The 24,735-nt window shown below is 61.0% G+C and carries 28 protein-coding genes; 11 read left to right on the top strand and 17 right to left on the bottom strand.

Translation table 11 applies throughout. The features are described 5' to 3' along the window. Positions 1–61: 61 nt before the first annotated feature. The 3 genes from J5Y06_RS19485 to J5Y06_RS19475 are packed head-to-tail and all read left to right on the top strand — an operon-like array spanning position 62 to position 4,750. The gene (locus J5Y06_RS19485) at positions 62–2,281 is read left to right on the top strand and encodes an ATP-binding protein (RefSeq protein WP_209336864.1); all 2,220 of its coding nucleotides are present in this window, start codon (positions 62–64) and stop codon (positions 2,279–2,281) included. After that, positions 2,278–2,724, top strand: a complete 447-nt coding sequence (locus tag J5Y06_RS19480) for a response regulator (RefSeq protein ID WP_209336863.1) — start codon at positions 2,278–2,280, stop codon at positions 2,722–2,724. The genes J5Y06_RS19485 and J5Y06_RS19480 overlap by 4 nt, the downstream gene beginning before the upstream one ends. A 1-nt stretch (position 2,725) precedes the next feature. Continuing rightward, positions 2,726–4,750: a response regulator gene (locus J5Y06_RS19475; protein WP_209336862.1), complete on the top strand. Its 2,025-nt coding sequence runs from the start codon at positions 2,726–2,728 to the stop codon at positions 4,748–4,750. 11 nt (positions 4,751–4,761) lie between these two features. Here the strand turns inward: J5Y06_RS19475 and J5Y06_RS19470 are convergent, their stop codons facing one another. Beyond that, a complete protein-coding gene (locus J5Y06_RS19470) occupies positions 4,762–5,469 on the bottom strand; it encodes a L,D-transpeptidase (protein WP_209336861.1) in 708 nt (235 codons plus the stop codon). Positions 5,470–5,609: 140 nt separating this feature from the next. Here J5Y06_RS19470 and J5Y06_RS19465 point away from each other — a divergent pair, with 140 nt between their 5' ends. Further along, positions 5,610–6,065 (top strand): BA14K family protein, encoded by a 456-nt coding sequence (locus tag J5Y06_RS19465; protein ID WP_245248111.1) that lies wholly within the window; start codon positions 5,610–5,612, stop codon positions 6,063–6,065. A 72-nt stretch (positions 6,066–6,137) separates the two neighbouring features. On the opposite strand, the gene J5Y06_RS19460 is transcribed toward J5Y06_RS19465, so the two are convergent. The 5 genes from J5Y06_RS19460 to J5Y06_RS19440 all read right to left on the bottom strand — a co-directional run bounded on the left by J5Y06_RS19460 (position 6,138) and on the right by J5Y06_RS19440 (position 10,362). Further along, positions 6,138–6,872, bottom strand: a complete 735-nt coding sequence (locus tag J5Y06_RS19460) for a proteasome-type protease (RefSeq protein ID WP_209336860.1) — start codon at positions 6,870–6,872, stop codon at positions 6,138–6,140. A gap of 28 nt (positions 6,873–6,900) precedes the next feature. Then, complete coding sequence (locus tag J5Y06_RS19455; protein ID WP_209336859.1) at positions 6,901–7,692, bottom strand: transglutaminase family protein; 792 nt, start codon at positions 7,690–7,692, stop codon at positions 6,901–6,903. A 3-nt stretch (positions 7,693–7,695) separates the two neighbouring features. Next, entirely contained in the window at positions 7,696–8,637 is a 942-nt protein-coding gene (locus J5Y06_RS19450; protein ID WP_209336858.1) for an alpha-E domain-containing protein, read from the bottom strand. 1 nt (position 8,638) lies between these two features. Next, a complete protein-coding gene (locus tag J5Y06_RS19445; protein WP_385931960.1) occupies positions 8,639–10,051 on the bottom strand; it encodes a circularly permuted type 2 ATP-grasp protein in 1,413 nt (470 codons plus the stop codon). 74 nt (positions 10,052–10,125) lie between these two features. Next, entirely contained in the window at positions 10,126–10,362 is a 237-nt protein-coding gene (locus tag J5Y06_RS19440; protein ID WP_209336856.1) for an Lrp/AsnC ligand binding domain-containing protein, read from the bottom strand. A 111-nt stretch (positions 10,363–10,473) separates the two neighbouring features. On the opposite strand from J5Y06_RS19440, the gene J5Y06_RS19435 reads away from it, so the two are divergent. Further along, a complete protein-coding gene (locus J5Y06_RS19435) occupies positions 10,474–10,899 on the top strand; it encodes a DUF4864 domain-containing protein (protein WP_342453463.1) in 426 nt (141 codons plus the stop codon). 1 nt (position 10,900) lies between these two features. Here the strand turns inward: J5Y06_RS19435 and tgt are convergent, their stop codons facing one another. The 6 genes from tgt to coaD are packed head-to-tail and all read right to left on the bottom strand — an operon-like array spanning position 10,901 to position 15,239. Continuing rightward, positions 10,901–12,031, bottom strand: coding sequence for a tRNA guanosine(34) transglycosylase Tgt (gene tgt, locus J5Y06_RS19430; protein WP_209336855.1), 1,131 nt, complete (start codon positions 12,029–12,031; stop codon positions 10,901–10,903). After that, a complete protein-coding gene (gene queA, locus J5Y06_RS19425; RefSeq protein ID WP_209336854.1) occupies positions 12,028–13,104 on the bottom strand; it encodes a tRNA preQ1(34) S-adenosylmethionine ribosyltransferase-isomerase QueA in 1,077 nt (358 codons plus the stop codon). Before queA ends, tgt begins: the two co-directional genes overlap by 4 nt. Further along, the gene (locus J5Y06_RS19420; RefSeq protein ID WP_209336853.1) at positions 13,104–13,553 is read right to left on the bottom strand and encodes a DMT family transporter; all 450 of its coding nucleotides are present in this window, start codon (positions 13,551–13,553) and stop codon (positions 13,104–13,106) included. The genes queA and J5Y06_RS19420 overlap by 1 nt, the downstream gene beginning before the upstream one ends. Before the next feature lie 15 nt (positions 13,554–13,568). Next, positions 13,569–14,084, bottom strand: coding sequence for a peptidylprolyl isomerase (locus J5Y06_RS19415; RefSeq protein ID WP_209336852.1), 516 nt, complete (start codon positions 14,082–14,084; stop codon positions 13,569–13,571). A 50-nt stretch (positions 14,085–14,134) separates the two neighbouring features. Continuing rightward, on the bottom strand, positions 14,135–14,725 hold the full coding sequence (locus tag J5Y06_RS19410) for a peptidylprolyl isomerase (RefSeq protein WP_209336851.1): 591 nt from the start codon (positions 14,723–14,725) through the stop codon (positions 14,135–14,137). Positions 14,726–14,738: 13 nt separating this feature from the next. Next, entirely contained in the window at positions 14,739–15,239 is a 501-nt protein-coding gene (gene coaD, locus J5Y06_RS19405; RefSeq protein WP_209336850.1) for a pantetheine-phosphate adenylyltransferase, read from the bottom strand. A 152-nt stretch (positions 15,240–15,391) separates the two neighbouring features. Here coaD and J5Y06_RS19400 point away from each other — a divergent pair, with 152 nt between their 5' ends. Further along, positions 15,392–15,550, top strand: a complete 159-nt coding sequence (locus J5Y06_RS19400) for a hypothetical protein (RefSeq protein ID WP_209336918.1) — start codon at positions 15,392–15,394, stop codon at positions 15,548–15,550. Positions 15,551–15,625: 75 nt separating this feature from the next. Here J5Y06_RS19400 and gyrA read toward each other — a convergent pair whose 3' ends face one another. After that, on the bottom strand, positions 15,626–18,370 hold the full coding sequence (gene gyrA, locus J5Y06_RS19395; RefSeq protein WP_209336849.1) for a DNA gyrase subunit A: 2,745 nt from the start codon (positions 18,368–18,370) through the stop codon (positions 15,626–15,628). A gap of 254 nt (positions 18,371–18,624) precedes the next feature. Between gyrA and J5Y06_RS19390 the strand changes: the two genes are divergently transcribed. Then, entirely contained in the window at positions 18,625–19,254 is a 630-nt protein-coding gene (locus J5Y06_RS19390) for a MarC family protein (RefSeq protein WP_209336848.1), read from the top strand. Here J5Y06_RS19390 and J5Y06_RS19385 read toward each other — a convergent pair. Beyond that, complete coding sequence (locus J5Y06_RS19385; protein ID WP_209336847.1) at positions 19,241–20,077, bottom strand: cell envelope integrity EipB family protein; 837 nt, start codon at positions 20,075–20,077, stop codon at positions 19,241–19,243. The genes J5Y06_RS19390 and J5Y06_RS19385 overlap by 14 nt on opposite strands. A gap of 121 nt (positions 20,078–20,198) precedes the next feature. Between J5Y06_RS19385 and J5Y06_RS19380 the strand changes: the two genes are divergently transcribed. From J5Y06_RS19380 to J5Y06_RS19365, 4 genes are all read left to right on the top strand, one after another. Further along, positions 20,199–20,669 (top strand): RidA family protein, encoded by a 471-nt coding sequence (locus J5Y06_RS19380; RefSeq protein WP_209336846.1) that lies wholly within the window; start codon positions 20,199–20,201, stop codon positions 20,667–20,669. Next, a complete protein-coding gene (locus J5Y06_RS19375) occupies positions 20,666–21,376 on the top strand; it encodes a glycerophosphodiester phosphodiesterase (protein ID WP_209336845.1) in 711 nt (236 codons plus the stop codon). The genes J5Y06_RS19380 and J5Y06_RS19375 overlap by 4 nt, the downstream gene beginning before the upstream one ends. A 60-nt stretch (positions 21,377–21,436) precedes the next feature. Continuing rightward, on the top strand, positions 21,437–22,639 hold the full coding sequence (locus J5Y06_RS19370; RefSeq protein WP_209336844.1) for a GNAT family N-acetyltransferase: 1,203 nt from the start codon (positions 21,437–21,439) through the stop codon (positions 22,637–22,639). Positions 22,640–22,711: 72 nt separating this feature from the next. After that, on the top strand, positions 22,712–23,146 hold the full coding sequence (locus J5Y06_RS19365; RefSeq protein ID WP_209336843.1) for an HIT family protein: 435 nt from the start codon (positions 22,712–22,714) through the stop codon (positions 23,144–23,146). Positions 23,147–23,151: 5 nt separating this feature from the next. Here J5Y06_RS19365 and J5Y06_RS19360 read toward each other — a convergent pair whose 3' ends face one another. The 3 genes from J5Y06_RS19360 to J5Y06_RS19350 are packed head-to-tail and all read right to left on the bottom strand — an operon-like array spanning position 23,152 to position 24,685. Continuing rightward, positions 23,152–23,577: a DUF1330 domain-containing protein gene (locus J5Y06_RS19360; protein WP_209336911.1), complete on the bottom strand. Its 426-nt coding sequence runs from the start codon at positions 23,575–23,577 to the stop codon at positions 23,152–23,154. A gap of 20 nt (positions 23,578–23,597) precedes the next feature. Beyond that, positions 23,598–23,945 (bottom strand): AzlD domain-containing protein, encoded by a 348-nt coding sequence (locus tag J5Y06_RS19355; RefSeq protein ID WP_209336842.1) that lies wholly within the window; start codon positions 23,943–23,945, stop codon positions 23,598–23,600. After that, complete coding sequence (locus tag J5Y06_RS19350) at positions 23,942–24,685, bottom strand: AzlC family ABC transporter permease (RefSeq protein ID WP_209336841.1); 744 nt, start codon at positions 24,683–24,685, stop codon at positions 23,942–23,944. Before J5Y06_RS19350 ends, J5Y06_RS19355 begins: the two co-directional genes overlap by 4 nt. Positions 24,686–24,735: the final 50 nt, after the last annotated feature.

Below are 24,735 nucleotides of genomic sequence, written 5' to 3'. Positions count from 1 at the left end.
TTTTTGCTCCAAGTCTCAGCGCCAAACGTTCCTTTCCTCCGGCCCACCGCGGGATCTCACCGTGTCTAGTGCTCCGCAACCATCACTCGATCTTTGCGCGCAGGAGCCCATCCGTATTCCTGGCGGCATACAGCCGCATGGCGCGCTTCTGTTCCTGGACGAGGTGGATTTCCGTGTTCTTCAGCAGAGCGCGAACGCCGCATCTATTCTGGGTGGATCGCTCACCGAAAAGGGCATGCCGATTTCGGAAGACGAGCGGCTGACGCCTCTCCTGGGCGCGCTTCGGGATGCGCGCCTTCAACCGAGCGAAACCTTGCAGAAGCGTGTTCTCCTGTCGGACGCGTGGTTCCAAGTCACCGCGCACTCCACGCTGCAGGGCCTGATGCTGGAATTCGAGCCGGACTCATCGCTTGGCGGTGGCGAGCTCTTTTACACGCGTTTGCGCCGGTTCGTGGATGCGGCTGAAGAGTACGACAGCATCCTGTCCTTGACGGAAGCAGCCGCGCGCGAAGTCCGCGAACTCACCGGTTTTAATCGCGTGATGATTTATCGCTTCGACGCAGACTGGACCGGCACGGTCATTGCCGAAGACGGCGACGGCACCCTGCCCTCCTACCTTGATCTCCGCTTTCCGGCCACGGACATCCCGGCGCAGGCGCGGGAGCTTTACCGCTTGAACCGCATTCGCCTTATCCCGTCCGCAACCTACGAGCCGGTTCCGCTGATTCCGGCAGTGTCGCCCAAGGACGGACAACCGTCCGACCTCAGCCTCGCCGCCTTGCGCAGCGTGTCGCCTATTCACCTCGAATACATGCGCAACATGGGCACCGGCGCCTCCATGTCGATTTCGTTGATCGTGGAAGGCAGGCTCTGGGGGCTGATTTCCTGCCATAACGAGGCGCCCCTCTATGTCCCGCCTGCCGGACGCAATGCGGCCGAGTTTCTTGGCCGCATCGTTTCACAACAGATTGCAAGCCAGGAGCGCGGTCGCGAGAGCGTCCAGCGACTCGGCTTCAAACGGCTAGAAACCGAGCTGGTGGCGCATCTCAGCCGCGCTCCGTCCTTCCAGCAGGGCTTGGTGGAGCGTCCCCGCCAGTGGCTTGGCATGACCAACGCCGATGGGGCCGCAGTTGTCACCGAAGGCATGGTGCTAACGACGGGCGCAGTTCCTGACACAAGCGTGATCAAGCAGCTTGCAGACTGGCTGCACGCAAAGGAGCTCGATGGCCCCTTCGCCACGGACCATCTTGCTGCGGAATGGCATGGCGGGGCAACAATCTCGGCAGTCGCAAGCGGCATCCTTGCCGTCCCGATTTCACGGATCCATCCAAGCTTCATCATCTGGTTCCGCCCTGAGGTGGTTCGCACCGTCCGGTGGGGCGGCAACCCCCACAAGGCAGTCGACGACAAGAGCATGCGGATCCATCCGCGCAAGTCGTTCGAGACGTGGAAGGAACAGGTCAAGCAGCGCTCCGAGCCATGGCGCCTGTCGGAAATCCATTCCGCCGGTGACTTCCGGAACGCGGTGGTCAACTTCGTGCTCAAGCGTGCCGAAGAACGGGCCGAGCTGACCAGTGAGTTGGAACGATCCAACAAGGAGCTGGAGTCGTTCTCTTATTCGATCTCACACGACCTTCGCGCCCCCTTCCGGCACATCCTTGGTTATGCTCAATTGCTTGGCGAGGAAGAAGGCGAGCAGTTGAAGTCGATCTCGCGCCATTATCTTGAGGGTATCTCCAACGCGGCGCTGTCGGCCGGTCAGCTCGTGGACGACCTGCTGCGCTTTTCGCAACTCGGCCGTGCCAGCCTAAACCTGTCGCGCATCGACATGCAGAAGATCGCCGAAGAGATCCGCTTGAGCTTCGAGGATGGCGACCAAGGCCGCAACTTCGTGTGGAAGATCGGAACGCTTCCGGACGGGTATGGAGACGCTGCCCTGGTACGCCAGGCCTTCTACAATCTCGCGGACAATGCTGTAAAATATACTCGCGACCGGGACCCGGCCGTGATCGAGATCAGCGGCGAAGATGCGGGCGAAGAAATGATCTATTCGGTGCGCGACAATGGTGTCGGCTTCGACATGGCTTATTCCGGCAAGTTGTTTCAGGTGTTCCAGCGCTTGCACCATGTCGAGGATTACGAGGGCACCGGGATCGGCCTTGCCTTGTCGAAGCGGATCATCGACCGCCATGGTGGCAGCATCACCGCGGAAGGACAGCTTGACCGAGGAGCGACCTTCAGTTTCAGTCTTCCCAAGCCTAGGAAGGTTCGTGTTCAATGATCGGCATGCGCCCGATCCTCCTGGTTGAAGACAACGCTGCCGACATCGAATTGACGATGGCCGCCCTGAAACGCAGCAACATCGCGAACGAGATCGTGGTGGCACGCGATGGCGTTCAGGCGTTGGACTACATCTTCAGCGAAGGCGCCTATGCTGATCGGGATCCGGAACCGCCGGCGGTTGTGCTGCTTGATTTGAAGCTGCCGAAGGTCAACGGCCTCGAAGTTCTCGAGAAGGTAAAGGCCCATCCCGAGCATCGCAGCATCCCGATTGTGATGCTGACCTCCTCGCGGGAGGAAACGGATGTCCTGCAAAGCTACCAGAGCGGCGTGAATTCCTTCGTGGTCAAGCCTGTCGAGTTCAACGCCTTCTTCCAGGCCATCCGTGATTTGGGAATGGTTTGGGCCGTTTTGAACGAGCCGGTTCCTGCAAAGCGCCCTTGAAATGGAAGAACACGATTTTGCTTTGCCGGAAACGGCTGCGCTCCGAATCCTTCTTCTTGAAGACAGCATCATCGATGCCGACCTGATCACGCGCCAGCTCCTCAAGCTTGGAGCCGACACCCGTGTGGATCGCGCGGTCATCCGACCCGAGTTCGAGAGGTTTCTGACCTCGGGGCCCTATGACCTTGTTCTGTCCGACTATTCTCTCCCTGACTTCAACGGCCTGGAAGCGCTAAATGTCGCCAACACTCTCGCACCAGGCGTGCCGTTCATCTTTGTGTCAGGAGTGATTGGCGAGAAGTTCGCGACGGAAGCCGTCCGTGCTGGCGCAACAGACTACGTCACGAAGCGTGACCTCGGCCGCATTCCGGGCGTGGCACGTCGGGCACTCAACGAAGCAACGGCACGCGCTGAACGAGCCGCTGCCATGGTGGCGCTGCAGGAAAGCGAAATCCGCTTCCAGGTCATGGCAGACAGTGCTCCGGCATTGATTTGGGCGACCGACCAGTTTGGCAACTTCACATTCGCCAATCGACGCTTCGAAAGCGAGTTCGCGACCACCACCCCGGAACTGCTGCAGGGCGGCTGGGACATGGTTGTGCATCCGGACGATCGCGCGTCGTTCATCGCGACCAACCAGAACGCTTTGCAGCGGCATTCCGGCTTGAGTGCGGAGGTGCGCGTGATGGGCAATGACGGCCATGCGCGCTGGTTGCGCTGCGAGGCCGCTCCACGCTTCAGCGGCAGCGGGCAGTTCCTGGGGCATGTCGGTTGCGCGATCGACATTTCGGAAATCCGCATGTCCACCAACATGCTCGAGGCCGAAGTGGAAGCGCGCACCCGCGAGCTTGAGCAAAAAGACGAGGCGCTGCGCCAGGCGCAGAAGATGGAGGCGATCGGGCAGCTCACCGGCGGCATCGCGCATGACTTCAACAACATGCTCGCCGGTATTCGAGGGGGTGCGGACCTGTTGCGCAAGCGCCTGAGCAGCGGGCGAACGGATGGTCTTGATCGCTATGTCGACATCATCATGTCGTCGGCGGATCGCGCGGCAGCCCTGACGCACCGGCTGCTGGCTTTTTCCAGGCGCCAGTCGCTCGATCTGCAAAGGGCCGATCTGAACGAGCTGGTGACCTCGCTGCTGGAGCTTCTCCAGCGCACTATCGGCGATGCCATTGAAGTCGAAGTGAAGCTGGAACCAAGACTGTGGCCGGCCCTCACCGACCAGAACCAATTTGAAAGCGCGCTGCTGAACCTTGCGATCAACGCCCGCGACGCCATGCCGGACGGGGGGACGTTGAGTCTCATTACGGCAAATGTTTCGGTTGATGCGCGTCGCGCCCGGGCTTTCGGCATTGCCCCGGGAGATTATGTGGTGACGCGGGTTCGCGACACCGGCATGGGCATGTCCTCCGATGTCATCGAAAAGGCCTTTGACCCATTTTTCACCACCAAGCCGATCGGGCAAGGCACCGGCCTTGGTCTTTCCATGATTTTCGGCTTTGCCAAACAGGTGGGGGGCCACATTCGGATCGAATCGACGCCTCAGAGCGGCACCCTGATCGAACTCTATATGCCGCGTGATGCTTCAACGAGCATTCAACCCGAACACGACAAGGAAGACAGCATGATATCCGCAGAGGGCACCGGGACCATTCTGGTCGTGGAAGACGAAGTCCTCGTCCAGATGCTGGTTGTCGATTACCTGAACGACCTTGGCTATGAAACGCTTGAAGCCAACGATGCCAAGTCGGCGCTGGAAATCATTGGAAGCGAACAGATCATCGACCTGCTGATCACGGATGTCGGGCTTCCCGGCATGAACGGGCGCGAACTGGCGGAACGTGCGAGACAGGTTCGCCCCAACCTGAAGGTCCTGTTCGCGACCGGTTATGCCGAAGGTGCCACCACCCGCTCCGGCTTTCTCGGTGCTGGCATGGACATGGTTGCGAAGCCGTTCGACCTCGACAAGTTCGGCGAGAAGGTCACCGCCATGCGCAAGATGGAATTCACGGGCGAAGGCTGAGTCTGAGTCCCCTAGCCGACTACGATTGGCGCCTTGCCTTGCACGCGGTTGTAAAGGTCGATCACGTCCTGGTTGATCATCCGCACACAACCGGATGACATCGCCTGGCCGATGGTCCGCCATTCCGGCGATCCGTGCACGCGGTACTGCGTGTCGACCCCATCCTTGAAGATATAAAGCGCGCGCGCGCCGAGCGGATTGTCGAGCCCGCCCGGCTGACCACCTGCATATTTCGCGACTTCCGGCTTGCGGGCGATCATTTCCTTCGGCGGTGTCCAGGTCGGCCACATCTTCTTGTACTGAATCACGGCTCGACCGGACCAAAGGAAGCCGTCCTTGCCGATGCCAACGCCGTAGCGCAAAGCCTCGCCGCCGGGCTGCACAAGATACAGGAAGCGATCCTGCAGGCTGACCACAATTGTGCCCGGTGCTTCACCGGTCGGATCCTGAACGATCTGGCGACGGTATTCGCGCGGCACCTTCTGGTAGGGGATCTCCGGCAGCACAAACGGGCCGTCCTGCACGGAAGCATACATCACTTGCGGATCGGTGACGGCCCGATCAACGCTGATCTTCGGCCGCACCGTGCCGGTCGGCGAAAGATCGACGGCGAATTCTTCCATGTCGAAGCTGCGGCTGCAGCCGGCCACCGCGGCAAGGCCGAGGCCGGTCAGCAGGGTGCGCCGAGAAATCGTAGTGCCCACAGGCTTTGCCCTCATTAAGGGGGTCAGCATTGCCGCAACATGGTTGATGATCCGTGAAAATCGGCGACATCCCATTTCCGTGAAGACCGGAACGCGGAAACGGGGCGGGCGTTTATTTGCAAAGGGACGTCATCTGATCCGTTCAGGAGGTAATTTTGCGCAAACTTCTTTCAGCAGCCTTGGCCTTGTCGATGGCAGGCTCGATGCTTGTCGCCGACATCGGTGTCGCGGCGGCACAAAACCGCGAGTCTTTCGAGAACCGCCAAAGCTACCGCAATGATTGGCGCGGCTCGCGTCATCATTATCGCGGCGACCGGCACTATAGCGGCGACCGGCATTACCGCGGTGACCGCCACTGGCGTGGTGACCGGCGCTACTGGCGCGGCCGGGATCGCGGCGACGCGTTGGCGGCAGGCGCGGCAGGCTTGGTAACAGGAGCCATTATCGGCGGCATCGTTGCCAACCAGCCGAGTTCACGGCGCGTGATCCGGTCCGGCGGCAGCAGCCACGTCCAGTGGTGCTATGACCGGTATCGGTCATATCGGGCTTCGGACAACACGTTCCAGCCCTACAACGGCCCGCGGCGCCAGTGCTATTCGCCGTATAGCTGATCAAAAAGGGCCCCCACTGGGGGCCCTTTTTCTTAGTCTGGTTAGACTCCGGGCGCCGGATACTGGCCGACGTTATAGTTCGTCGAATTCCGGCAAACTGTTGAAGGCGGTCTTCAGCGCGTTCGACCAGCCGTCTGAGATCATCCGGTAATATTGATCGTCGTAGCCGATCCTCTTGCGGAAACCGACACGCATCGTATCGAGCTCGTAGAACATCATGTCGAGCGGCAGACCGACGGACAGGTTCGACTTCAACGTCGAATCAAACGACACCATCAGCAGCTTCGCCGTTTCAGCAAAGCTCATCCCGGGGTCGTAGGCGCGCACTATGATCGGCTTCCCGTATTTGGTCTCGCCAATCTGGAAGAACGGCGTGTCCTCCCCTGCTTCTATGAAATTTCCTTCGGGATAGATCAGGAAGAGACGGGCTTCCGAGCCTTTGATCTGGCCACCCAAGATGAAGGATGCGTTGAAGTAGGAGTCGGCTGACTGTCCGTCCGGCGACGAGTTCTTGATGACTTCCTTGATGGTTTCACCCACGAGCCGCGCGGTTTGAAACATCGAAGGGGTCTGCAAAAGCGTACTGACCCGCTCGGAAGGCGATTTTGAGCGTTCGTCCAGGAGACTGATCACGGCCTGGGTCGTGGCCAGATTGCCGGCCGACATCAGCACGATCACCCGCTCTCCAGGCTCTTCCCAGATATGCATCTTGCGGAAGGTCGAGATGTTGTCGATCCCCGCGTTCGTGCGGGTGTCGGACATGAAAACCAGGCCGCGGTCGATCTTGAGGCCGACACAATAAGTCATGAGTGCTTCCGCCGTTTTGGTGGACGGATTACTGCTCGACTGTGAGGTGAACTTCAAGCCGCTCTGCCGCCCCCCCCAAGCGGAAACCGGAAACAGGCGCTGCATCGCGGTAGTCGCGCCCGATCGCCAGGCGTGCATAATGCTCGTCTGGCGAAATGCCGTTGGCGCAATCAAACGCCACCCAGCCCAGTCCTGGCACATGCGATTCCGCCCAAGCGTGGCTCGCCGCCTCCCCGTGCTCCTTCAGAAGGAGATAGCCGCTCACATAGCGGGCGGGCAAACCAAGCAGCCGAGACGCCGATGCAAAAATATGCGCCTGATCCTGGCAGACGCCGCTGCCTTTGGCTGCAGCTTCTTCTGCGAGGGTACCAACGGCGGTGGTGCCCTTCTCGTACGTCACCCGCGAAACGATGCTCTGCATCAGCTCGTGCAGGCGATCGAGCGGTGCCCCCTCCTTGATGTCAGCCGCCAAGGCGCGGATCGCCGGACCCGGTTCTGTGAGGGGCGTGGGCTGGAGGAAGAGCCACAGCGGAGCATAACCGCGATGGGGTCCCGTGATGCCCGATCCATCAGTCGTTTCGATGGTCCCCGTGGCGGTGGCGCTGATGTCGGTCTGACCCGGCAACACGCTCACCAGCCGCGTGGCATTGCCGAAACCATCTGTATAATTCGCTTCCTCGACGCCGCCATCGATCTGAACCGACCAGTTGCTGACACGCTGCTTGTCATTGCTTTGCGGCACCAGCCGCAGGCGCTGCAGGGCATAGATGTTCGGTTGATCGTAGTGGTACTCGGTGCGGTGGGTGATTTTCAGCCGCATGGGTCAATAAAACCGGTAGTTTTCTGCGACAGCAGCACCAAACCGCGCGTTGTCGGCGATGAAGCCGTCGAGGTATTCGTGCAAGCCATAGTCGAAGATTTCCTTGATGGAGCCAACGCAGAGCCGCTCCATGGTGCGCTCGGCGATGTCATGGCTCGGATGTCGTGCACCATAATCGTCCGACAGCATGCGAAGACTTTCGGTGATGCCCCGGTAACAGAACGCGAGCGAGCGCGGCATGCGTGGATCGAGGATCAGGTAGTCGGCTATATTGGTCGGCTTGTAGTCCGCTTCATAAACCCAGCGGTAGGAGCGGTGCGCGGAAACGGATCGGAGGATCGACTCCCACTGGTAGTTGTCGAGCGACGATCCAACCCAGTGAACAGAAGGCAGCAGGACGTAATATTTCACGTCCAGAATGCGGGCCGTGTTGTCTGCCCGCTCAACCAGCGTGCCGAGTTGCGCGAAATAGAAGATTTCGTTGCGCAACATCGTTCCGATAAAGGCGCCGCGTATAAGCGCCGCTTCCCGCTTGATGGCGTCAAGAACATGGGGCAGGTCCCGCTCGTCGATCGGTGCCGCCAGTAGGCGCTTCAACGACATCCAGGCCTCGTTGAGGCTTTCCCACGCTTCCCGGGTCAGGGCTGTGCGCACCATGCGGCCGTTCATGCGCGCGGTTTCAATCGAGGAGATCACGCTGGACGGATTTGTTCTATCGCGCAGCAGGAAGTCGGAGACCGTGGTGGAGGTGAACTCAGTGTGGCGGGCTCGAAACGCGTTCTCGGCACCGGCGCTGATCACCAGCGACGTCCATTCTTCCGCCGAGCTCGTGGTTTGCGTCAGCGCGAGCCGCAAGCCGGCGTCAAGCAGCCGTGCCATGTTCTCGGCACGTTCGATATAGCGGCTCATCCAGTAGAGCCCGTTGGCGGTGCGTCCTAGAAGCATCTCAGTCGTCCAGCACCCAGGTGTCTTTTGTGCCGCCGCCTTGCGAGGAGTTCACAACAAGCGAGCCTTCCTTCAGCGCGACGCGAGTGAGCCCGCCGGGAACGATCTGGATGCGGTCAGACACCAGCACAAACGGCCGCAGATCCACGTGTCGCGGCGCCAGACCAGCCTCCGTTAGGATTGGACACGTCGACAAGGAAAGCGTCGGCTGCGCAATGTAGTTCGAGGGCTTGGCGCGCAGCTTCTCGGCGAAGGCTTCGCGTTCCGCTTTGCTTGCCGCCGGCCCAACCAGCATTCCGTAGCCGCCAGAGCCATGCACCTCCTTCACCACAAGCGCGGAAAGGTTCTCCAAGACATATTTCAGGCTCGCCGGTTCAGAGCAGCGCCAGGTCTCGATATTGGGCAACAACGCCTTGCGGCCGGTATAAAACTCGATGATCTCCGGCATGTAGGAATAGATCGCCTTGTCGTCGGCGATCCCGGTTCCGGGTGCATTGGCAATCGTGATCTTGCCAGCGCGGTACACATCCATGATGCCGGGCACGCCGAGGGCGGAATCCGGCCGGAAGGTCAGCGGGTCAAGGAAGGCGTCATCGACACGGCGATAAAGCACGTCGATGCGCTTGTAGCCTTCGGTGGTGCGCATGGCGACGTGGCCATCAACCACCCGCAGGTCCTGCCCTTCCACCAGTTCGACGCCCATCTGGTCCGCCAGAAAGGCATGCTCGAAATAAGCGGAGTTGTAGCTTCCCGGTGTCAGGACAGCCAACCGCGGCGGCCCGTCGCAGCTTTCCGGCTTCACGGCAGACAGGGACTGCCGGAGGATCTGCGGATAATTCTCAACCGGCCGCACGCGGATCCGCTGAAACAGCTCGGGAAAAAGCTGCATCATCGTTTCGCGGTTTTCGAGCATGTAGGACACGCCACTTGGCGTGCGTGCGTTGTCTTCGAGAACGAAGAACTCGTTTTCGGCGGTTCGCACGATGTCCGTGCCGATGATGTGGGTGTACACGCCAGCCGGCGGACGTACGCCGATCATTTCCGGCACGAAAGCTTCGTTGTTGGCGATCAGCTCCTTGGGGATACGGCCAGCCTTCAGGATCTCCTGGCGGTGGTAGATGTCGTCCAAGAAGGCATTCAGCGCCTGCACCCGCTGCTCGATGCCTTGCATGAGCCGCCGCCATTCGCTACCCGCGAGGATCCGGGGGACGATGTCGAAGGGGATGAGCCGCTCGGCTGCTTCTTCCTCGCCGTAGACCGCGAAGGTAATGCCCGTTTTGCGAAAAACGCGTTCCGCGTCCTGCATCTTCTCGGTCAGGCGAGCGGGGTCCTGCTCAGCCAGCCATGCCTGGTACTTCTTATACGGATCCCGCAATCCGGTGGATTCCGGATGCATCTCATCAAAGGCTACCAACCGAGTACTCCCAACCTCCTGCATTTCAGGGGGTTCACGCGGCAATTGCAAGAGCTTTGCCGGCGACAGTTTGATTAAAACGCGCGGAAAGTCACAATGGTTCGCGTGTCGCGGATACCAGGGATGACCTGGATCTTTTCGTTCACGAAGTGGCCCACATCGCCCTCCTCCGGAATGTAGAACTTGACCAGGAGATCAAAGTCGCCGGCGGTGGAATAAACTTCCGATGCGATCTCGGCATCCACGATGGCACTCGCCACCTTATAGGATTGGCCGAGTTCGCATTTGATCTGCATGAAGAAGGCTTTCATGTCCGCTCCCGAAGAGTTGTCATACTCGCGAAACCTTATCCGGTTCCCACCGTAGCTTTAGAAGCCACTCACCAAGGAGCCGCTAACGGCGCTCCCTCGCGACAGGAGCAGATGATGCGCAGATCCGCCATTCCCTTTGCTTTCTTTTCCTTGTTCATGATGCCGGTCGGAAGCGCTGGTGCGGGAGAAGCCGAGGTGGCCGCGGCACAAGCCGTGATCGAACAGCAGATGCAGGCGTTCCGTTCCGATCAGGACGGCGTTGCCTATGGCTTTGCTTCTCCGACGTTGCGGCGGATCTATCCAACGCCCGAAGCCTTCATGGCCATGGTGCGCAACGCCTACCCCATGGTGCATCGTCCCCGCAACTTCGCCTTCGGGGCGGCGGAGGATGGCGGCAGCGAGATCAAGCAGACGGTCATGATCCTCGGGCCGGATGGCAAGGATTACGAGGCGCTCTACACGTTGCAGCAGCAGCCGGACGGATCCTGGCTGATCAGCAGCGTGAATCTGCGGGCCGCCAACAGCCTCAGCACCTGAGTCACAGTGGCGCGATGTCGCCCTGGGCCCAGGACGCGGAGATCTTTTCCGCATGGCTCACGAACGTGCCGCTGCCGATTGCATCGCGAATACCCTGCATGAGGTTCTGGTAGTAAGCGATGTTGTTCCACGACAGGAGCATGGCGCCGAGGCTTTCCTGCGCGCGGATCAGATGGTGCAGATAGGCGCGGGAATAATCCCGCGCGGCGGGGCAGTCGCTTTCTTCATCCAGCGGACGATGATCGTCGGCATGCCTGGCATTGCGCAGATTGACCCGACCGCGACGCGTGAACGCCAGGCCGTGGCGACCCGCCCGCGTCGGCATCACGCAGTCGAACATGTCGATGCCGCGCGCCACAGACTTCAGGATGTCGTCGGGCGTCCCGACGCCCATCAGGTAGCGCGGCTTTTCAGCCGGCAGCAGCGGACATGTCACCTCGAGCATGTCCAGCATGACCTGCTGCGGTTCACCCACCGCCAGGCCACCCACGGCATATCCCTTGAGGTCCATGGCCTTGAGGACCAGCGCCGAACGTTCGCGCAGCGCCGGCTCGGCTCCACCTTGAACGATGCCGAACATGGCACGCCCGGGCTGATCACCAAACGCGATGCGGCAGCGCTCAGCCCAGCGCAGCGACAGTTCCATGGCACGCTCCACTTCCGCATAAGCAGCAGGCAGCGCAACGCACTCGTCGAGTTGCATCTGGATGTCGGAGTCCAGCAAGCCTTGGATCTCGATCGAACGCTCGGGTGACATCTCGTATTTCGCGCCATCGATGTGGCTGCGAAACGTGACCCCCTTCTCGTCCAGTTTGCGCAGAGTTGCGAGCGACATGACCTGGAATCCGCCGGAATCCGTCAGGATCGGGTGCGGCCAGCGTGCGAACTCATGAAGACCGCCGAGGCGCGCCACGCGTTCGGCACCCGGGCGCAGCATCAGGTGATAGGTGTTACCCAGGATGATGTCCGCGCCCGTGCCGCGAACCTGGTCCATCGTCAGCGTCTTTACCGTCGCTGCCGTGCCAACAGGCATGAAGGCTGGCGTGCGGATCGTGCCGCGCGGCATGGTGATCGCGCCGAGGCGCGCGGCGCCGTCCTTCGCCTGCAGCTGAAATCGAAACGGCTCGCTCATGCCGCACTCCTGAACAGGAGGCTGGCATCGCCATAGGAATAGAAGCGGTAGCCCCCATCGATTGCGTGTTTGTAGGCGTCGCGCATCGTTTCGAGCCCGCTGAAGGCAGATACCAGCATGAAAAGGGTCGAGCGCGGCAGATGGAAGTTGGTCATCAAGACGTCAACGACGCGAAAGCGGTAGCCCGGTGTGATGAAGATGTCGGTGGCACCCTGCCAGGCGCGCATCCTGCCATCGTCACCCGCAGCACTTTCCAGAAGCCGCAGCGAGGTCGTGCCAACGCACACCACGCGCCCTCCCCGCGCCTTCACCTCATTGAGCGCAGCAGCGGTTTCCTCCGAGACAACCCCGATCTCGGCGTGCATCTTGTGGCGCTCTGTGTCGTCGGCCTTCACCGGCAGGAAGGTGCCCGCACCGACATGCAAGGTTACGAAGTGCCTGGATATGCCGCCGGTATCCAGCGCATCCATGAGCTCTGGCGTGAAATGGAGGCCGGCCGTAGGGGCGGCCACCGCACCCTCTTCCCGGGCATAGATCGTCTGGTAATCCACGCGATCGCGTGCATCCTCGGGACGCTTGGAGGCGATATAAGGAGGCAGCGGAATATGGCCGGCCTCGCGAAGCGCATCGTCGAGGAAGGGGCCGCTGAGATCGAAGTCGAGGTCGACCTCACCAGCCTCGCCCTTGGCGCTCACCGTCGCGTTCAAGGTTCCGAGCAGGCAGAGGTCGCCCTCACGACCAAAGGCTATGCGATCCCCCACGGCCAAGCGCTTGGCGGGCCTGACGAAAGCCTTCCAGCGATCGGGTGCGACACGCATATGAAGCGTGGCATCGACGGCCGCCGTGTTGTCGCCGCGGTGCCTCGTGCCATGCAGCTGCGCCGGAATAACCTTCGTGTCGTTGAACACCAACGCGTCGCCGGGCTGCAGGAGGTTCGGCAACTCGTAAACATGCCGGTTCGCCAGGCCCTGAACCGGGTCAACCACGAGCAGACGCGCGGTGTCGCGCGGTTCGGCAGGGCGAAGCGCGATGCGCTCGTCGGGAAGTTCGAAATCGAAAAGATCGACCTTCATCAGTAAAGGCGAATCATCAGGGCGCCGGCCATCAGCAGAAACACGCCGGCAATTCGACCTGCCGTAATTTCGCGCACGGCCAGGCCCATGAAGCCGATCCGGTCCATTAAAAGCCCTGCCAATAGCTGGCCAGTCATCAGCAAAGCGATCAGCGTAGCGGCGCCGACCTTCTGCACAAGGATGACGTTGTTTGTCACGAACGCTGCGCCGAGAACCCCTCCGGCGATGAAGAGCCAGGGCGGAGGTGCGCGGAAGTTCAGGGAGATGCCTTGCAGGCGAGCGAAAAAGATTGTCGCCAAGCCCAGAACCACCGCACCCGCAAAAAAGGAAACGCCGGCTGCAGCAACCGGCGATCCAAGGTCACGGCCAAGCTGCGCGTTGATGGGCGCCTGCAGGGCAACGAACGCGCCGGCAAGGATGCCCATCAACGACCAAAGCAGCGTGGTCATCGGACGTGTCTTTCCTCAGGCCGCAATATCGGCGGCGACCTTCAGCGAGGTGATCTTGTCGGGATCCTGCACGGGTTCCCCGCGCTTGATCTGGTCGACATTCTCCATGCCTTCGATCACCTGGCCCCACACCGTGTACTGCCGGTTCAAGAAAGCGGCGTTCTCGAAGCAGATAAAGAACTGCGAGTTCGCCGAGTTCGGGCTTTGCGCCCGCGCCATGGAACAGGTCCCGCGGGCATGGTTCATGTTGTTGAACTCAGCCTTCAGGTCCGGTTTGTCCGAACCGCCCATGCCGGCGCGCGACGGATTGAAGCTGCCGGACGTCGAGTTGCCGAACTTCACATCGCCGGTCTGTGCCATGAAGCCGTCGATCACCCGATGAAAGACAACGCCGTCATAGGCGCCTTCGCGCGCCAGTTCCTTAATGCGACCGACGTGGCCAGGTGCCAGATCGGGAAACATCTCGATCACGACCTTGCCCTTGGTGGTTTCCATCACCAGGGTGTTTTCTGGATCCTTGATCTCAGCCATATCAACTCCTTGCAGAACTGCTGCACCTGCAACAGCTCGTTTCCTCGTACTTAGTTGCCGTCTGCCGCAATGCGAGCCCGCAAAATGCGATCCGGGTCGCTCACTGCGCCATTATCGGACGCATCGCCGCGCTTGATGTCGTCGATCAGCTCCAGTCCGCTTTCCACCTGACCGACCACCGTGTACTCGCCATCCAAGGGTGGCGCTGGCGCAAACATGATGAAGAATTGCGAATTCGCCGAATCCGGGTTCTGGGCGCGTGCCATGCCAACCGTCCCCCGAACAAAACGTTCATCGGAGAATTCAGCCGGCAGATCAGGAAGATCGGATCCGCCCGTTCCAACAGCACCCGCGTTGAAGCCTTCCTCCAGATCGCCATACTGCACGTCGCCGGTCTGCGCCATGAAGCCGTCGATCACTCGGTGGAACGCAACATTGTCATAAGCGCCATCGCGCACGAGGGTCTTGATCCGCTCCACGTGCTGCGGCGCAAGGTCGGGTCGCAAGGCGATCGTCACATCCCCGTCCTTCAACGTCAGAACGAGCGTGTTTTCCGGCTCGGCAGCCTGGGCGGCCACGCTACCTGTGAGCAAGGCCACGGCCATCGCGAGCGCGGCAGTAACAAGTTTGAAACGGGGCATTGAGAACTCCTGCTTAGGTCCTGAACTTTTCCGTCAGCGCTGTTGCGACAACGGCCGGCACAAAGGGCGTGATGTCTCCGCCCATGGTCGCAATCTGGCGAACAAGAGTGGCAGTGATCATCCGCACTGCGGGACTGGCTGGAAGAAATACCGTCTGCAGGCCGGGAGCCATCGTTCGGTTCATTCCCGCCATCTGCATTTCGTAGTTAAGATCTGTTCCGTCGCGCAGCCCGCGGATCATGATGGTGGCCCCGCGCTCGATCGCAACCCGCACCACCAGGCCTTCGAAGGATATCACCTCCAGTCGATCTGCATCCGGACCAACGGCATCCCGCGCCGCAGACTTGATGAGCTCGACGCGCTCTTCGAAAGAGAACAGTGGCGTCTTCGAGGCCTGTTTGCCGATCGCCACGAGGATCTTGTCCGCAAAGGACAACGAGCCCGTCAGGGCGTCGAGATGCCCATTTGTGAGGGGATCGAATGAACCTGCATAAATGGCGACACGGTGCGTCATGCCGGCCTTCTAATCGCCAGTTGCTGCAAAGGCAAACCGAATGACCTGGAGAAGCGCTTGCCGATTCACGAATTGGTGACAAGCACGCACCTAGGTTTCACCCGTGGAACCGAAAAGTTGTTCATGAGTTCTTTGCGGCAGGAGATGTTGCCATGATGATCTTGATGCTTGCCGCCGCCATGACCATTGCGATGTTGATCGCGACAGTATTCGGCCTTCACCAGGAAGCTCAGTATGTGAAGCAGACCGTGAAGCGCGATCGCATGAACCGCTTCGGACCTGGCTTCGATCGGCCGAACAGCTATCGCTAAACGGCAAGTTGAGAAATTCAAAACGGGACGCGTCAACGCGTCCCGTTTTGATTCCAACGAGCGCGCACCGTCGACTTACTCAATCTCTGCCACCGTGCCGGCTTCGCCATCCTCGTCCTGCGGCTCGGAAATCCGCTCCACGGAAACGACGCGTTCTCCCTTTGCCGTATCAAAGATGGTCACGCCCTTGGTTGCGCGGCTTGCGAAGCGAATGCCGTTGACCGGGACGCGGATGACTTGGCCGCCGTTGGACACCAGCATGATCTGATCGCTGCCGGCCACGGGGAATGCGGCAACCAGTCGGCCGATCTCCGCCGTCTTTGAAACGTCGGTGGCGCGGATGCCCTTGCCGCCTCGCCCGGTTACACGGAAATCGTAGGATGACGACCGCTTGCCGTAGCCGCGCTCGGTGACGGTCAGCACGTATTCCTCACGCGCTTTCAGTTCTTCGTAGCGCTCGTCCGACAGTTCGCCTTCCACCGCCACATCTTCGGTAGGCGTGACGATCTCTTCGTCGTCGCCCGTCACGGCACGACGCTCGGCTGCCGCGCGACGGAGGTAGGCGACGCGCTCCCACGCTTCTGATTCCACGCCACCCAAGATGGTCATGGAGATAGCGCGATCGGTTTCCGCCATGTTGATGCCGCGCACACCGACCGAGTTGCGGCTGGAGAAGACGCGCACATCGCTGACGGGGAAACGGATGCACTGCCCGGATGCAGCGGTCAGCAGGACGTCATCCGTATCGGTACAGGTCGCCACACCAAGGATCTCGTCGCCTTCCTCTTCGAGCTTCATCGCGATCTTGCCGTTGCGATTGACCTGCACGAAGTCCGACAGCTTGTTGCGGCGAACGGTGCCGCGCGTGGTGGCGAACATGACGTCCAGGTTGCCCCAGCTGTCCTCGTCCTCCGGCAGCGGCATGATTGTCGTGATGCGCTCGCCCTGTTCCAGCGGAAGCATGTTGATCAGCGCCTTGCCGCGCGATTGCGGATTGCCGATCGGCAGGCGCCAAACCTTTTCCTTGTAGACGATGCCACGCGAAGAGAAGAACAGAACCGGCGTGTGCGTGTTGGCCACAAAGAGCCGCGTGACGAAATCCTCGTCACGCGTGGACATGCCGGACCGGCCTTTGCCACCGCGGCGTTGCGATCGGTAAAGCGACAGCGGCACACGCTTGATGTAGCCGGTGTGGCTGACCGTGACGACCATGTCTTCGCGGGCGATCAGGTCCTCGTCGTCCATGTCCGAGCCGCCATCCGCCAACTCGGTGCGGCGCGGCGTGCCGAATTCGTCGCGCACCGCTGCAAGCTCGTCCTTGACGATCGTCATGATGCGGACGCGCGAGGACAGGATGTCGAGATAATCGCTGATCTCGAGGCCGATCTTGTTCAGTTCGTCGGCGATCTCGTCGCGGCCAAGGGCCGTCAGTCGCTGCAGGCGCAGTTCAAGAATGGCACGCGCCTGCTCTTCGGACAGATTATAGGTGCCGTCCTCGTTGATCCGATGCCGCGGATCATCGATGAGGCGGATCAGCGCTTCGACGTCAGAGGCGGGCCAGCGCCGCTCCATCAACTGCTCGCGCGCCGTTTGTGGATCCGGTGCGCGGCGGATCAGCGCGATCACTTCGTCGATGTTGGCAACGGCAATCGCCAGGCCAACCAGGACATGCGCCCGTTCCCGAGCCTTGCGCAGGAGGTACTTCGTGCGGCGGCTGATGACATCTTCCCGGAAGGCGATGAAGGCCTTCAGGATGTCGATGAGGTTCAGAACCTCTGGCTTGCCGCCGTTGAGCGCCACCATGTTGGCGCCGAATGAGGTTTGCAGCGGTGTGAAGCGGTAAAGCTGGTTGAGGATCACCTCGGCGTTGGCATCCCGCTTCAGTTCGATCACCACCCGGTAGCCCTGGCGATCGCTCTCGTCGCGAATGTCGGAGATGCCCTCGATGCGCTTGTCGCGCACGAGTTCGGCCATCTTCTCGATCATCGATGCCTTGTTCACCTGATAGGGCATTTCCGTCACGATGATGGCTTCGCGCTCACCCCGAATGGTTTCGGTGTGCACCTTGCCGCGCATCAGGATCGAGCCGCGGCCGGTGGAATAAGCGGAATGGATGCCCGAGCGGCCGAGAATAAGCGCGCCGGTGGGGAAATCCGGCCCGGGAATGATGTCCATGAGATCAGCCAAATCCATGGCGGGATTGTCGATCAGGGCAATAGTGCCGTTGATGATCTCGGACAGGTTGTGTGGTGGAATGTTGGTCGCCATGCCGACGGCAATACCGCCTGAGCCGTTGACGAGAAGATTGGGAAAACGCGCCGGCAGGACCTTAGGCTCTGAACCGGACGAGTCGTAGGTTTCCTGGAAATCGACCGTGTCCTTGTCGATGTCCTCCAGCAGTTCATGCGCGACCTTGGTGAGGCGCGCTTCGGTGTAGCGCATCGCCGCCGGGCTATCGCCGTCGATCGAGCCGAAATTGCCTTGCCCGTCGATGAGCGGCACGCGCATCGACCAGTCCTGGGCCATGCGTACCAAGGCATCGTAGATCGAAGCGTCGCCGTGCGGGTGGTATTTACCCATCACATCAGCAACGGGGCGGGCCGATTTCACATATTTGCGGTTCCAATGATAACCGCTGTCGAACGACGCATACATGATCCGCCGATGCACCGGCTTCAGGCCATCACGCACATCCGGCAGCGCCCGGCTGACGATCACGCTCATTGCGTAATCGAGATAAGACCGCTGCATTTCCTCCATGATGGAGATGGGCTCAATGCCGTTCGGCCCGCCGTCTCGTGGAGTGGTTTGATCTGTCAATGTCTAGCGCCGCATTTTGGGGGAATCATCAGTCCTTTATATAGGAAAGGCGGCGTCAACTCCAAACCGGACCATCATTCTACCCACAGCAAAATCCGGCAGATTTTAAAGCAACATCAGCCGCTTAGGTCGCGTACGCAGATCCATCCGCGTTTATTTCGCCGGCAGCGCATGACAGCCGGCGTTTGCAACCACGAACACAGCTTCTAAAACAGCCGCCGACCACCCAACCTGGCGCAAGGGAGCCGAAGCAGATGCTGGACTTCGAAAGCGCTTTCAACGCCTTTGTCACGATCCTGGTGACCATCGACCCGCCGGGTCTCGCACCCTTGTTCCTCGCGCTGACAAGCGGGATGAACCGTTCGCAGCGGATCCATGTCGGAGTCCGCGCGTCGGTGATCGGCTTTGCCATCCTTGCAGTGTTTGCGCTGGCTGGGACGGTGATCCTCGGCGCATTCGGCATCACGCTTCCGGCGTTTCGCACGGCGGGCGGCCTGTTGTTGTTCTTCATCGCTTTCGAGATGATCTTCGAGCGCCGGCAGGAGCGGCACGAAAAAAGCGCGGCGCGGGCGATCACGCGCGACATGATCCGCAACATCGCCGCCTTTCCTCTTGCGATCCCGCTGATCGCCGGACCGGGCGCGATTTCGGCAACCGTGTTGCTGTCTTCGGCTTACCCGAGCCCGATCGGGCAGTTCACCACAGTTGTGATCCTTGCTCTTTGCCTTGCAGTGACGGCCCTGGTGCTGATCCTGGCCGAACGCGTTGATCGCTTTCTTGGGGAAACGGGCCGCTCGATTCTGACGCGCCTGCTAGGCGTCCTGCTCGCCGCCCTCGCCGTCCAGTTCGTCGCCGACGGCATCCGCGCGCTTATCGCGGCGTAGCCGGTTCGCAGGTCGTCGGAGCTTGTTCTCGAAGCTGGAGATCAACCAGCTTGCCGGTCATCGCGAAGTCTCCGTAGTCCATCACCAGGTCATGCGTCAGGCCGTTGGAATGAAGCTTGAAGCTGACGCGGTAGTCGGGCGTTTCTTCCCCGCCGTCGCCCTGCAGGTCGAAATACGCGATGTCGACGGGCCAGTACCGGTCGCCGGCCAACGTCTTGAGAGCCGCTTTTTCAGGGTCGCTTTCGGACATTGCGGTTGGCTTGCCGATCACCACCGCGGTGGTCATCGCCTTGTCGCCGTCTTCCGAGCCATCGAAGATGCTCGTCTCGTAGAAGGTTTCGCCCTGTTGAGCCTTGCCGAGGAGTTCCAGCATGTGCTGCGTCGGAAACTGCGCCGCAGGCAACCTGACATCCATCTCCTGCGGCTTGTCGAGCGTAATCTCCAGCGCGTCCGCAGCCTGCTTTGCTTCGCCGCGCAGTTCGCGTTCCAACACGCTGTCCACAAACGACTTGGTAACGAAGCGGAACGATTGTCCGCTACCCTCTTCGAAGGTGGTGGTCTGCTGGTCCGTCACCCGCGACGCGTCGCTTGTCTGGATATCCGTGACGAAGCGGAAGGTGACGGTATAACCTTCACAGGGTGAACCGTCGAAGTCATAGACCATCCGGCCGGAAATGCCGGTGATGTCAGAGCTCTCGCTCGCCTTGTCCAGCCTGAGATCGTAGACTGCCCGGTGCGGGGACAGGGCGGCGGGTCCTTGGGCCCACGCCGTGGCGGGCGCGAGAACAAGCAGCAGCGAGGTCATGACGCGGGCGAACCGCATTGTTCTTCTCCGTGAATCGGACGCAAACTCATCGACATTCCGGCTGCGTTCGCGCTCCGGACGTGGCAAAAGCGAGGCGCCTTTGCTTCGGCTTCTACCGGCAGCATATAAGGAGACGACCATGAGCGACACAATCGAAAAGCGGCTGCTTGAACTTGGCGTGACATTGCCGGAGGCGGCCGCGCCGGCAGCCAATTACGTTCCGGCCGCCCAAACTGGCACTCTTTTGTTCACCGCGGGGCAGTTGCCGTTGAAGGACGGCAAGCTGATGGCGATGGGTTTGCTTGGCCGCGAACTGGGCACGGAAGCCGGCAAGCTCGCCGCGAAGTGGTGTGCAGTGAACGTGCTGGCGCAAATCAAGGCGGCAAGCGGCGATCTCGCGCGAATCAGGCGCATCGTGAAAATCACGGTCTTCGTGGCTTCCACTCCTGACTTCACCGAACAACACGTCGTGGCTAATGGTGCCTCCGATTTCCTGGTTGCAGCACTGGGCGACGAGGGCAAGCACGCTCGGTCGGCCGTTGGGGTGGCTAGCCTGCCCTTGAATGCGCCGGTTGAAGTGGAAGCGATCGTGGAGCTCGCCGGAGCATGAAGTCCTACCCTTGGCTGACGGCACGGCCAATCGCCCATCGCGGCTACCACGACCTCAACAAGTCGCGATGGGAAAACACCCTTTCCGCTTTCAAAGCGGCCATCGACCGCAACTACGCGATTGAGTGTGACGTGCATCTGTCGGCCGATGGCGTGCCGATCGTATTCCACGACGACGAGTTGAAGCGCTTGGCGGGCGCCGAAGGCTTCATCTACGAAAAAACGGCAGCAGAACTGAGCTCCCTGCGCATCGGGGGAACGGACGATTATCCGCCGACCCTGGCCGAGCTTCTTCAACTGACCGCCGGCCGCGTTCCGCTTGTGATCGAATTGAAGGGCATCCAGGGCCGGGACGCCGGGCTGGTCGAAAAGGTGGCGGATCAACTGAACCGCTATTCCGGCGAGGCGGCCATCATGTCCTTCGACCACTGGCTCATCCGCGACTTCAAGCGCTTCGCACCTGATCTGCCCCGAGGCCTGACCGCGTGGGGCGAAAAGCCTGATGAAATTGAACTGCATTTCACAATGCTTGCCCACGAGATCGACTTCGTGTCCTACCATTGGCAGCATCTGCCGAACCCCTTCATCACCTTTGTACGACAGCGGCTGGCGATGCCTGTGATCACGTGGACGGTCCGCGACGAAGAAGGCCGAACGCGAACTGCCGACTACGCGGACCAGATGACGTTCGAGGGTTTCGAAGCCTGATCAATCACACTGCCGTTCCGTCACCTTGCGCCGCACAACGGGCGGCGTATGTTTCCCCGAATGGCAGATGGTGGCGAAGCGGCATCCGCGAGCGAGATCACGATTCGGGTAGCGGCAGGCGCGACAGCCTTCGCCCCCGACGAGTGGGGCATGCTTGCCGGAGCGTCCCGAACGGGCGCCTTTCCCTACAATCCATTTCTTTCGCATGCCTTCCTGAGCGCGCTTGAAGACTCCGGCTGCGCGTCTCGAAAAACGGGCTGGTTGCCGCAGTTTCTGCGGCTGGAAGCGGACGACGGAACCCTGCTTGGCGCCGTTCCCGCTTATCTGAAATCCCACAGCCAGGGCGAATATGTCTTCGACCATGGTTGGGCTGACGCCTTCGAGCGTGCGGGCGGGGATTACTATCCGAAGCTACAGGCCTCGGTTCCGTTCACGCCAGCGGCCGGCCCCCGCTTGTTGTGCCTCCAAGCATCGGACCCGCTGCCGATCCAGGCGGCTTTGGCTGAAGGGCTCAAGGCGCTGACCGACCAGATCGGGGCATCGTCCGCCCATGTCACCTTCGCCGCCGAGCGCGACATCACCACGCTTGAAGAGCACGGCTTCCTCCATCGGACCGATCAGCAGTTCCACTTCTTCAACGATGGGTACACCAGCTACACGGACTTTCTGGACGCGCTCGCATCCCGCAAGCGCAAGACCCTCCGCAAGGAGCGGGAAACGGCTCTTTCGTCGGGCATTTCGATCGACTGGCTGACGGGGACTGACCTGACGGAGCGGGTTTGGGATGATTTCTTCCGCTTCTACATGGATACGGGCAGTCGAAAATGGGGACGGCCTTATCTAAACAGGAAGTTCTTCTCGCTGGTCGGCGAGCGCATGGCCGAAGATATCCTGCTCGTGATGGCCAAGCGCGACGGCCGCTATATCGCTGGGGCCATCAATTTCATCGGCGGCGACACCCTGTTCGGCCGCAACTGGGGATGCGTAGAGGATCACCCGTTCCTTCATTTCGAGGTGTGCTACCATCAGGCGATCGACTTCGCGATCGCCCACAAGCTCAAGGTCGTGGAAGCCGGCGCCCAAGGCGAGCACAAGCTCGCGCGCGGCTATCAACCGGTGACCACGCACTCCCTCCATTACATCGCTCACCCCGGGCTGAGGCGCGCTGTGGCCGATTACCTGGCGCGCGAGCGGCGCGACGTGGCTGCCATGAGCGAGTATCTGGAAGACCGGACGCCGTTTCGCAAGGTCGACGGGGAGTAAGCGAAGCCCTCCTGCTTGATCAGCCGGCCTCGCATGCTATGCCGATGATGTTGAGCTCGCGAAAGGCCCGCCATGCAGGATACGACCCGCTACGATCCGGACAACATCTTCGCCAAGATCATGCGCGGCGACATGCCGGCGCACCGTGTCTACGAGGATGAACATACCTTTGCCTTCATGGACATCATGCCGAGGGGCGACGGGCACTGCCTCGTGATTCCGAAGGTCGGTGCGCGCAACATTCTGGATGTGACGCCGGAAAGCCTTGCTGCCACGATGCACACGGTGCAGCTCATCTCGAGGGCTGTAATGAAGGCATTCGACGCCGACGGCGTGACGATCCAGCAGTTCAACGAAGCCGCGGGCGGGCAGATGGTGTTCCACCTCCATTTCCACGTCATCCCCCGTTTCAATGGCGTGTCGCTCAAGCCGCACAGTGGGGAGATGGAAAAGGGAGACGTTCTGGCCGCCCACGCCGAAAAGATCATCGGCGCCCTCGGCAACTGAAGACGTCAGCCTTCGCCGCCGAAGCCCTGCCCTGAAGCGGCCGGTTCCAGGCGGATCAACCGGGAGTCCAGCACCGCCGCCTGGCGATGCTTCACCGCCTCGCGGTATTCCGGATCCCGGATCATTGACACGAACGCTGCCACCGACGGGTATTCGGCAATAAAACACTCGTCCCAGCGTTCTTCCGATGGCCCGATCAGCATCAACTCGAAGTTGCCCCGCCAAACGATTCTGCCGCCGAGCCTTTTCAAGATCGAGCGGGTCTCACGACCGTAGGCTGCGTAGGCTTCGGCTCCCGTGCTAACGCGACCATCCTCATAGGCTGCCTCCTCGCGAAAGCGCACCAGATTCAGCATGTGCACCGGGCCGCCCCGGTCGTTCTCGCGAAAAGCTGCAAAGCTTTCCTTTGTGGGATCCACGTAGCCGGTCATCATTACCCTCAAGCTCGAGTCTACAAACTGTAGATGCCGAAAAGCAGAAGCGCTTCGGCAACAACGATGCCAACGATCATGCGCTGGCCAGTCAACAGAAAAGCAGCAAAACCGATCAACGCCGCCCCTAGCCGCAGCCACAAGGGCGTGTCGGCCAGTTCTCCCGACGGAAAAATGATGAGGTTGCCGATCACCGCGGCAACCAGCGCGGTGGCGATGGTCCGCACCAGCACGAGAACCGGCGCATCATCCCGCAGCCGTCCGCCGAGATAAACGCCGAGGAAGCGCCAGGCGTCGGTCGCCAACCATCCTGCGATGAGGATGAACAGGAACGGCCACCACCAGCTGTCGACGGCGCTGAAGGTCACGTGGCGGGCCGCCGGCGCTGAACCAGGGAAAAGATCGCATAGGCGCTGAACCCGCCGATGGTGCCGGCGGCAAGCAGGTCAAACTCCGGCAGCACGACGTGGAAGACCGGGCCCAGCACCAGTCCCATGACCATCGCGAGATGCGTCGCCCATTCGCGCGCCGAGGCCCAAAGCGAGGTCAGGAAGTAGATGGGCGTCAGCATGAAGAGCGCAGCCGAAATCTCCGGCGGTAGCTTTTGGCTCAAGGCATAAACAACCCCCACCACAACCATGTTGCCGAGGGTCAGCGTGCTGCCGAGACCCGCATAAAAGGTGGTCCGCATGTCGCGCGGAACGTCGCCGACGCGCTCCATCGCAAGCACCCATGAGGTGATGGCAACGAAGTGGGACAGAAGGTAAAGCGTCAGCTGTCGTGTCCGGGAGCCGCGCAGTTCCGGCACCAGGGCAACCACCATCGGCGTCAAACGCACGGAGGACAGGGCGACTGCGAAGGCGGCTGCAAAGATCGAGCTGCCCGACATGATGGCCCCGACAAGCACCACCTTGGCAGGCAGCGCCCAGATCACGCCGGTCATGAAAACGGCCTGTGCGATTGTCAGCCCTGCCGCCTTCGCCAGGGCGGCAAACCCGACAAAGGAACTCGCGAGGATCAGCCCAGGCAGGGAAAAGGCAGCACGGACACCGGCGAGATACCAACCGGTGCGGGAGCGCTGGATATCCACGTGCTGAGACGGCGTCATTACCGGGGATTAACATTGCTGTTGCGGGGAGCGAAGAGGCGGGCGGCGTT

It is taken from the genome of Tianweitania sediminis (genome assembly GCF_017813335.1).
Lineage (GTDB): Bacteria > Pseudomonadota > Alphaproteobacteria > Rhizobiales > Rhizobiaceae > Tianweitania > Tianweitania sediminis.
This window is presented reverse-complemented; position numbering and strand designations above follow the sequence as displayed.

Excerpts from the sequence above, each read along its gene's own strand:
- J5Y06_RS19350 (WP_209336841.1), bottom strand. The coding sequence starts at position 24,685 with ATGACGCCGTCTCAGCACGTGGATATCCAGCGCTCCCGCACCGGTTGG.
- J5Y06_RS19460 (WP_209336860.1), bottom strand. The coding sequence starts at position 6,872 with ATGACTTATTGTGTCGGCCTCAAGATCGACCGCGGCCTGGTTTTCATG.
- J5Y06_RS19435 (WP_342453463.1), top strand. The coding sequence starts at position 10,474 with ATGATGCGCAGATCCGCCATTCCCTTTGCTTTCTTTTCCTTGTTCATG.
- J5Y06_RS19475 (WP_209336862.1), top strand. The coding sequence starts at position 2,726 with ATGGAAGAACACGATTTTGCTTTGCCGGAAACGGCTGCGCTCCGAATC.
- J5Y06_RS19400 (WP_209336918.1), top strand. The coding sequence starts at position 15,392 with ATGATGATCTTGATGCTTGCCGCCGCCATGACCATTGCGATGTTGATC.
- J5Y06_RS19375 (WP_209336845.1), top strand. The coding sequence starts at position 20,666 with ATGAAGTCCTACCCTTGGCTGACGGCACGGCCAATCGCCCATCGCGGC.
- coaD (WP_209336850.1), bottom strand. The coding sequence starts at position 15,239 with ATGACGCACCGTGTCGCCATTTATGCAGGTTCATTCGATCCCCTCACA.
- J5Y06_RS19410 (WP_209336851.1), bottom strand. The coding sequence starts at position 14,725 with ATGCCCCGTTTCAAACTTGTTACTGCCGCGCTCGCGATGGCCGTGGCC.
- J5Y06_RS19390 (WP_209336848.1), top strand. The coding sequence starts at position 18,625 with ATGCTGGACTTCGAAAGCGCTTTCAACGCCTTTGTCACGATCCTGGTG.
- J5Y06_RS19415 (WP_209336852.1), bottom strand. The coding sequence starts at position 14,084 with ATGGCTGAGATCAAGGATCCAGAAAACACCCTGGTGATGGAAACCACC.
- queA (WP_209336854.1), bottom strand. The coding sequence starts at position 13,104 with ATGAAGGTCGATCTTTTCGATTTCGAACTTCCCGACGAGCGCATCGCG.
- tgt (WP_209336855.1), bottom strand. The coding sequence starts at position 12,031 with ATGAGCGAGCCGTTTCGATTTCAGCTGCAGGCGAAGGACGGCGCCGCG.
- J5Y06_RS19420 (WP_209336853.1), bottom strand. The coding sequence starts at position 13,553 with ATGACCACGCTGCTTTGGTCGTTGATGGGCATCCTTGCCGGCGCGTTC.
- J5Y06_RS19365 (WP_209336843.1), top strand. The coding sequence starts at position 22,712 with ATGCAGGATACGACCCGCTACGATCCGGACAACATCTTCGCCAAGATC.
- J5Y06_RS19385 (WP_209336847.1), bottom strand. The coding sequence starts at position 20,077 with ATGCGGTTCGCCCGCGTCATGACCTCGCTGCTGCTTGTTCTCGCGCCC.
- J5Y06_RS19380 (WP_209336846.1), top strand. The coding sequence starts at position 20,199 with ATGAGCGACACAATCGAAAAGCGGCTGCTTGAACTTGGCGTGACATTG.
- J5Y06_RS19480 (WP_209336863.1), top strand. The coding sequence starts at position 2,278 with ATGATCGGCATGCGCCCGATCCTCCTGGTTGAAGACAACGCTGCCGAC.
- J5Y06_RS19440 (WP_209336856.1), bottom strand. The coding sequence starts at position 10,362 with ATGAAAGCCTTCTTCATGCAGATCAAATGCGAACTCGGCCAATCCTAT.
- J5Y06_RS19470 (WP_209336861.1), bottom strand. The coding sequence starts at position 5,469 with ATGAGGGCAAAGCCTGTGGGCACTACGATTTCTCGGCGCACCCTGCTG.
- J5Y06_RS19370 (WP_209336844.1), top strand. The coding sequence starts at position 21,437 with ATGGCAGATGGTGGCGAAGCGGCATCCGCGAGCGAGATCACGATTCGG.
- J5Y06_RS19455 (WP_209336859.1), bottom strand. The coding sequence starts at position 7,692 with ATGCGGCTGAAAATCACCCACCGCACCGAGTACCACTACGATCAACCG.
- J5Y06_RS19450 (WP_209336858.1), bottom strand. The coding sequence starts at position 8,637 with ATGCTTCTAGGACGCACCGCCAACGGGCTCTACTGGATGAGCCGCTAT.
- J5Y06_RS19360 (WP_209336911.1), bottom strand. The coding sequence starts at position 23,577 with ATGACCGGCTACGTGGATCCCACAAAGGAAAGCTTTGCAGCTTTTCGC.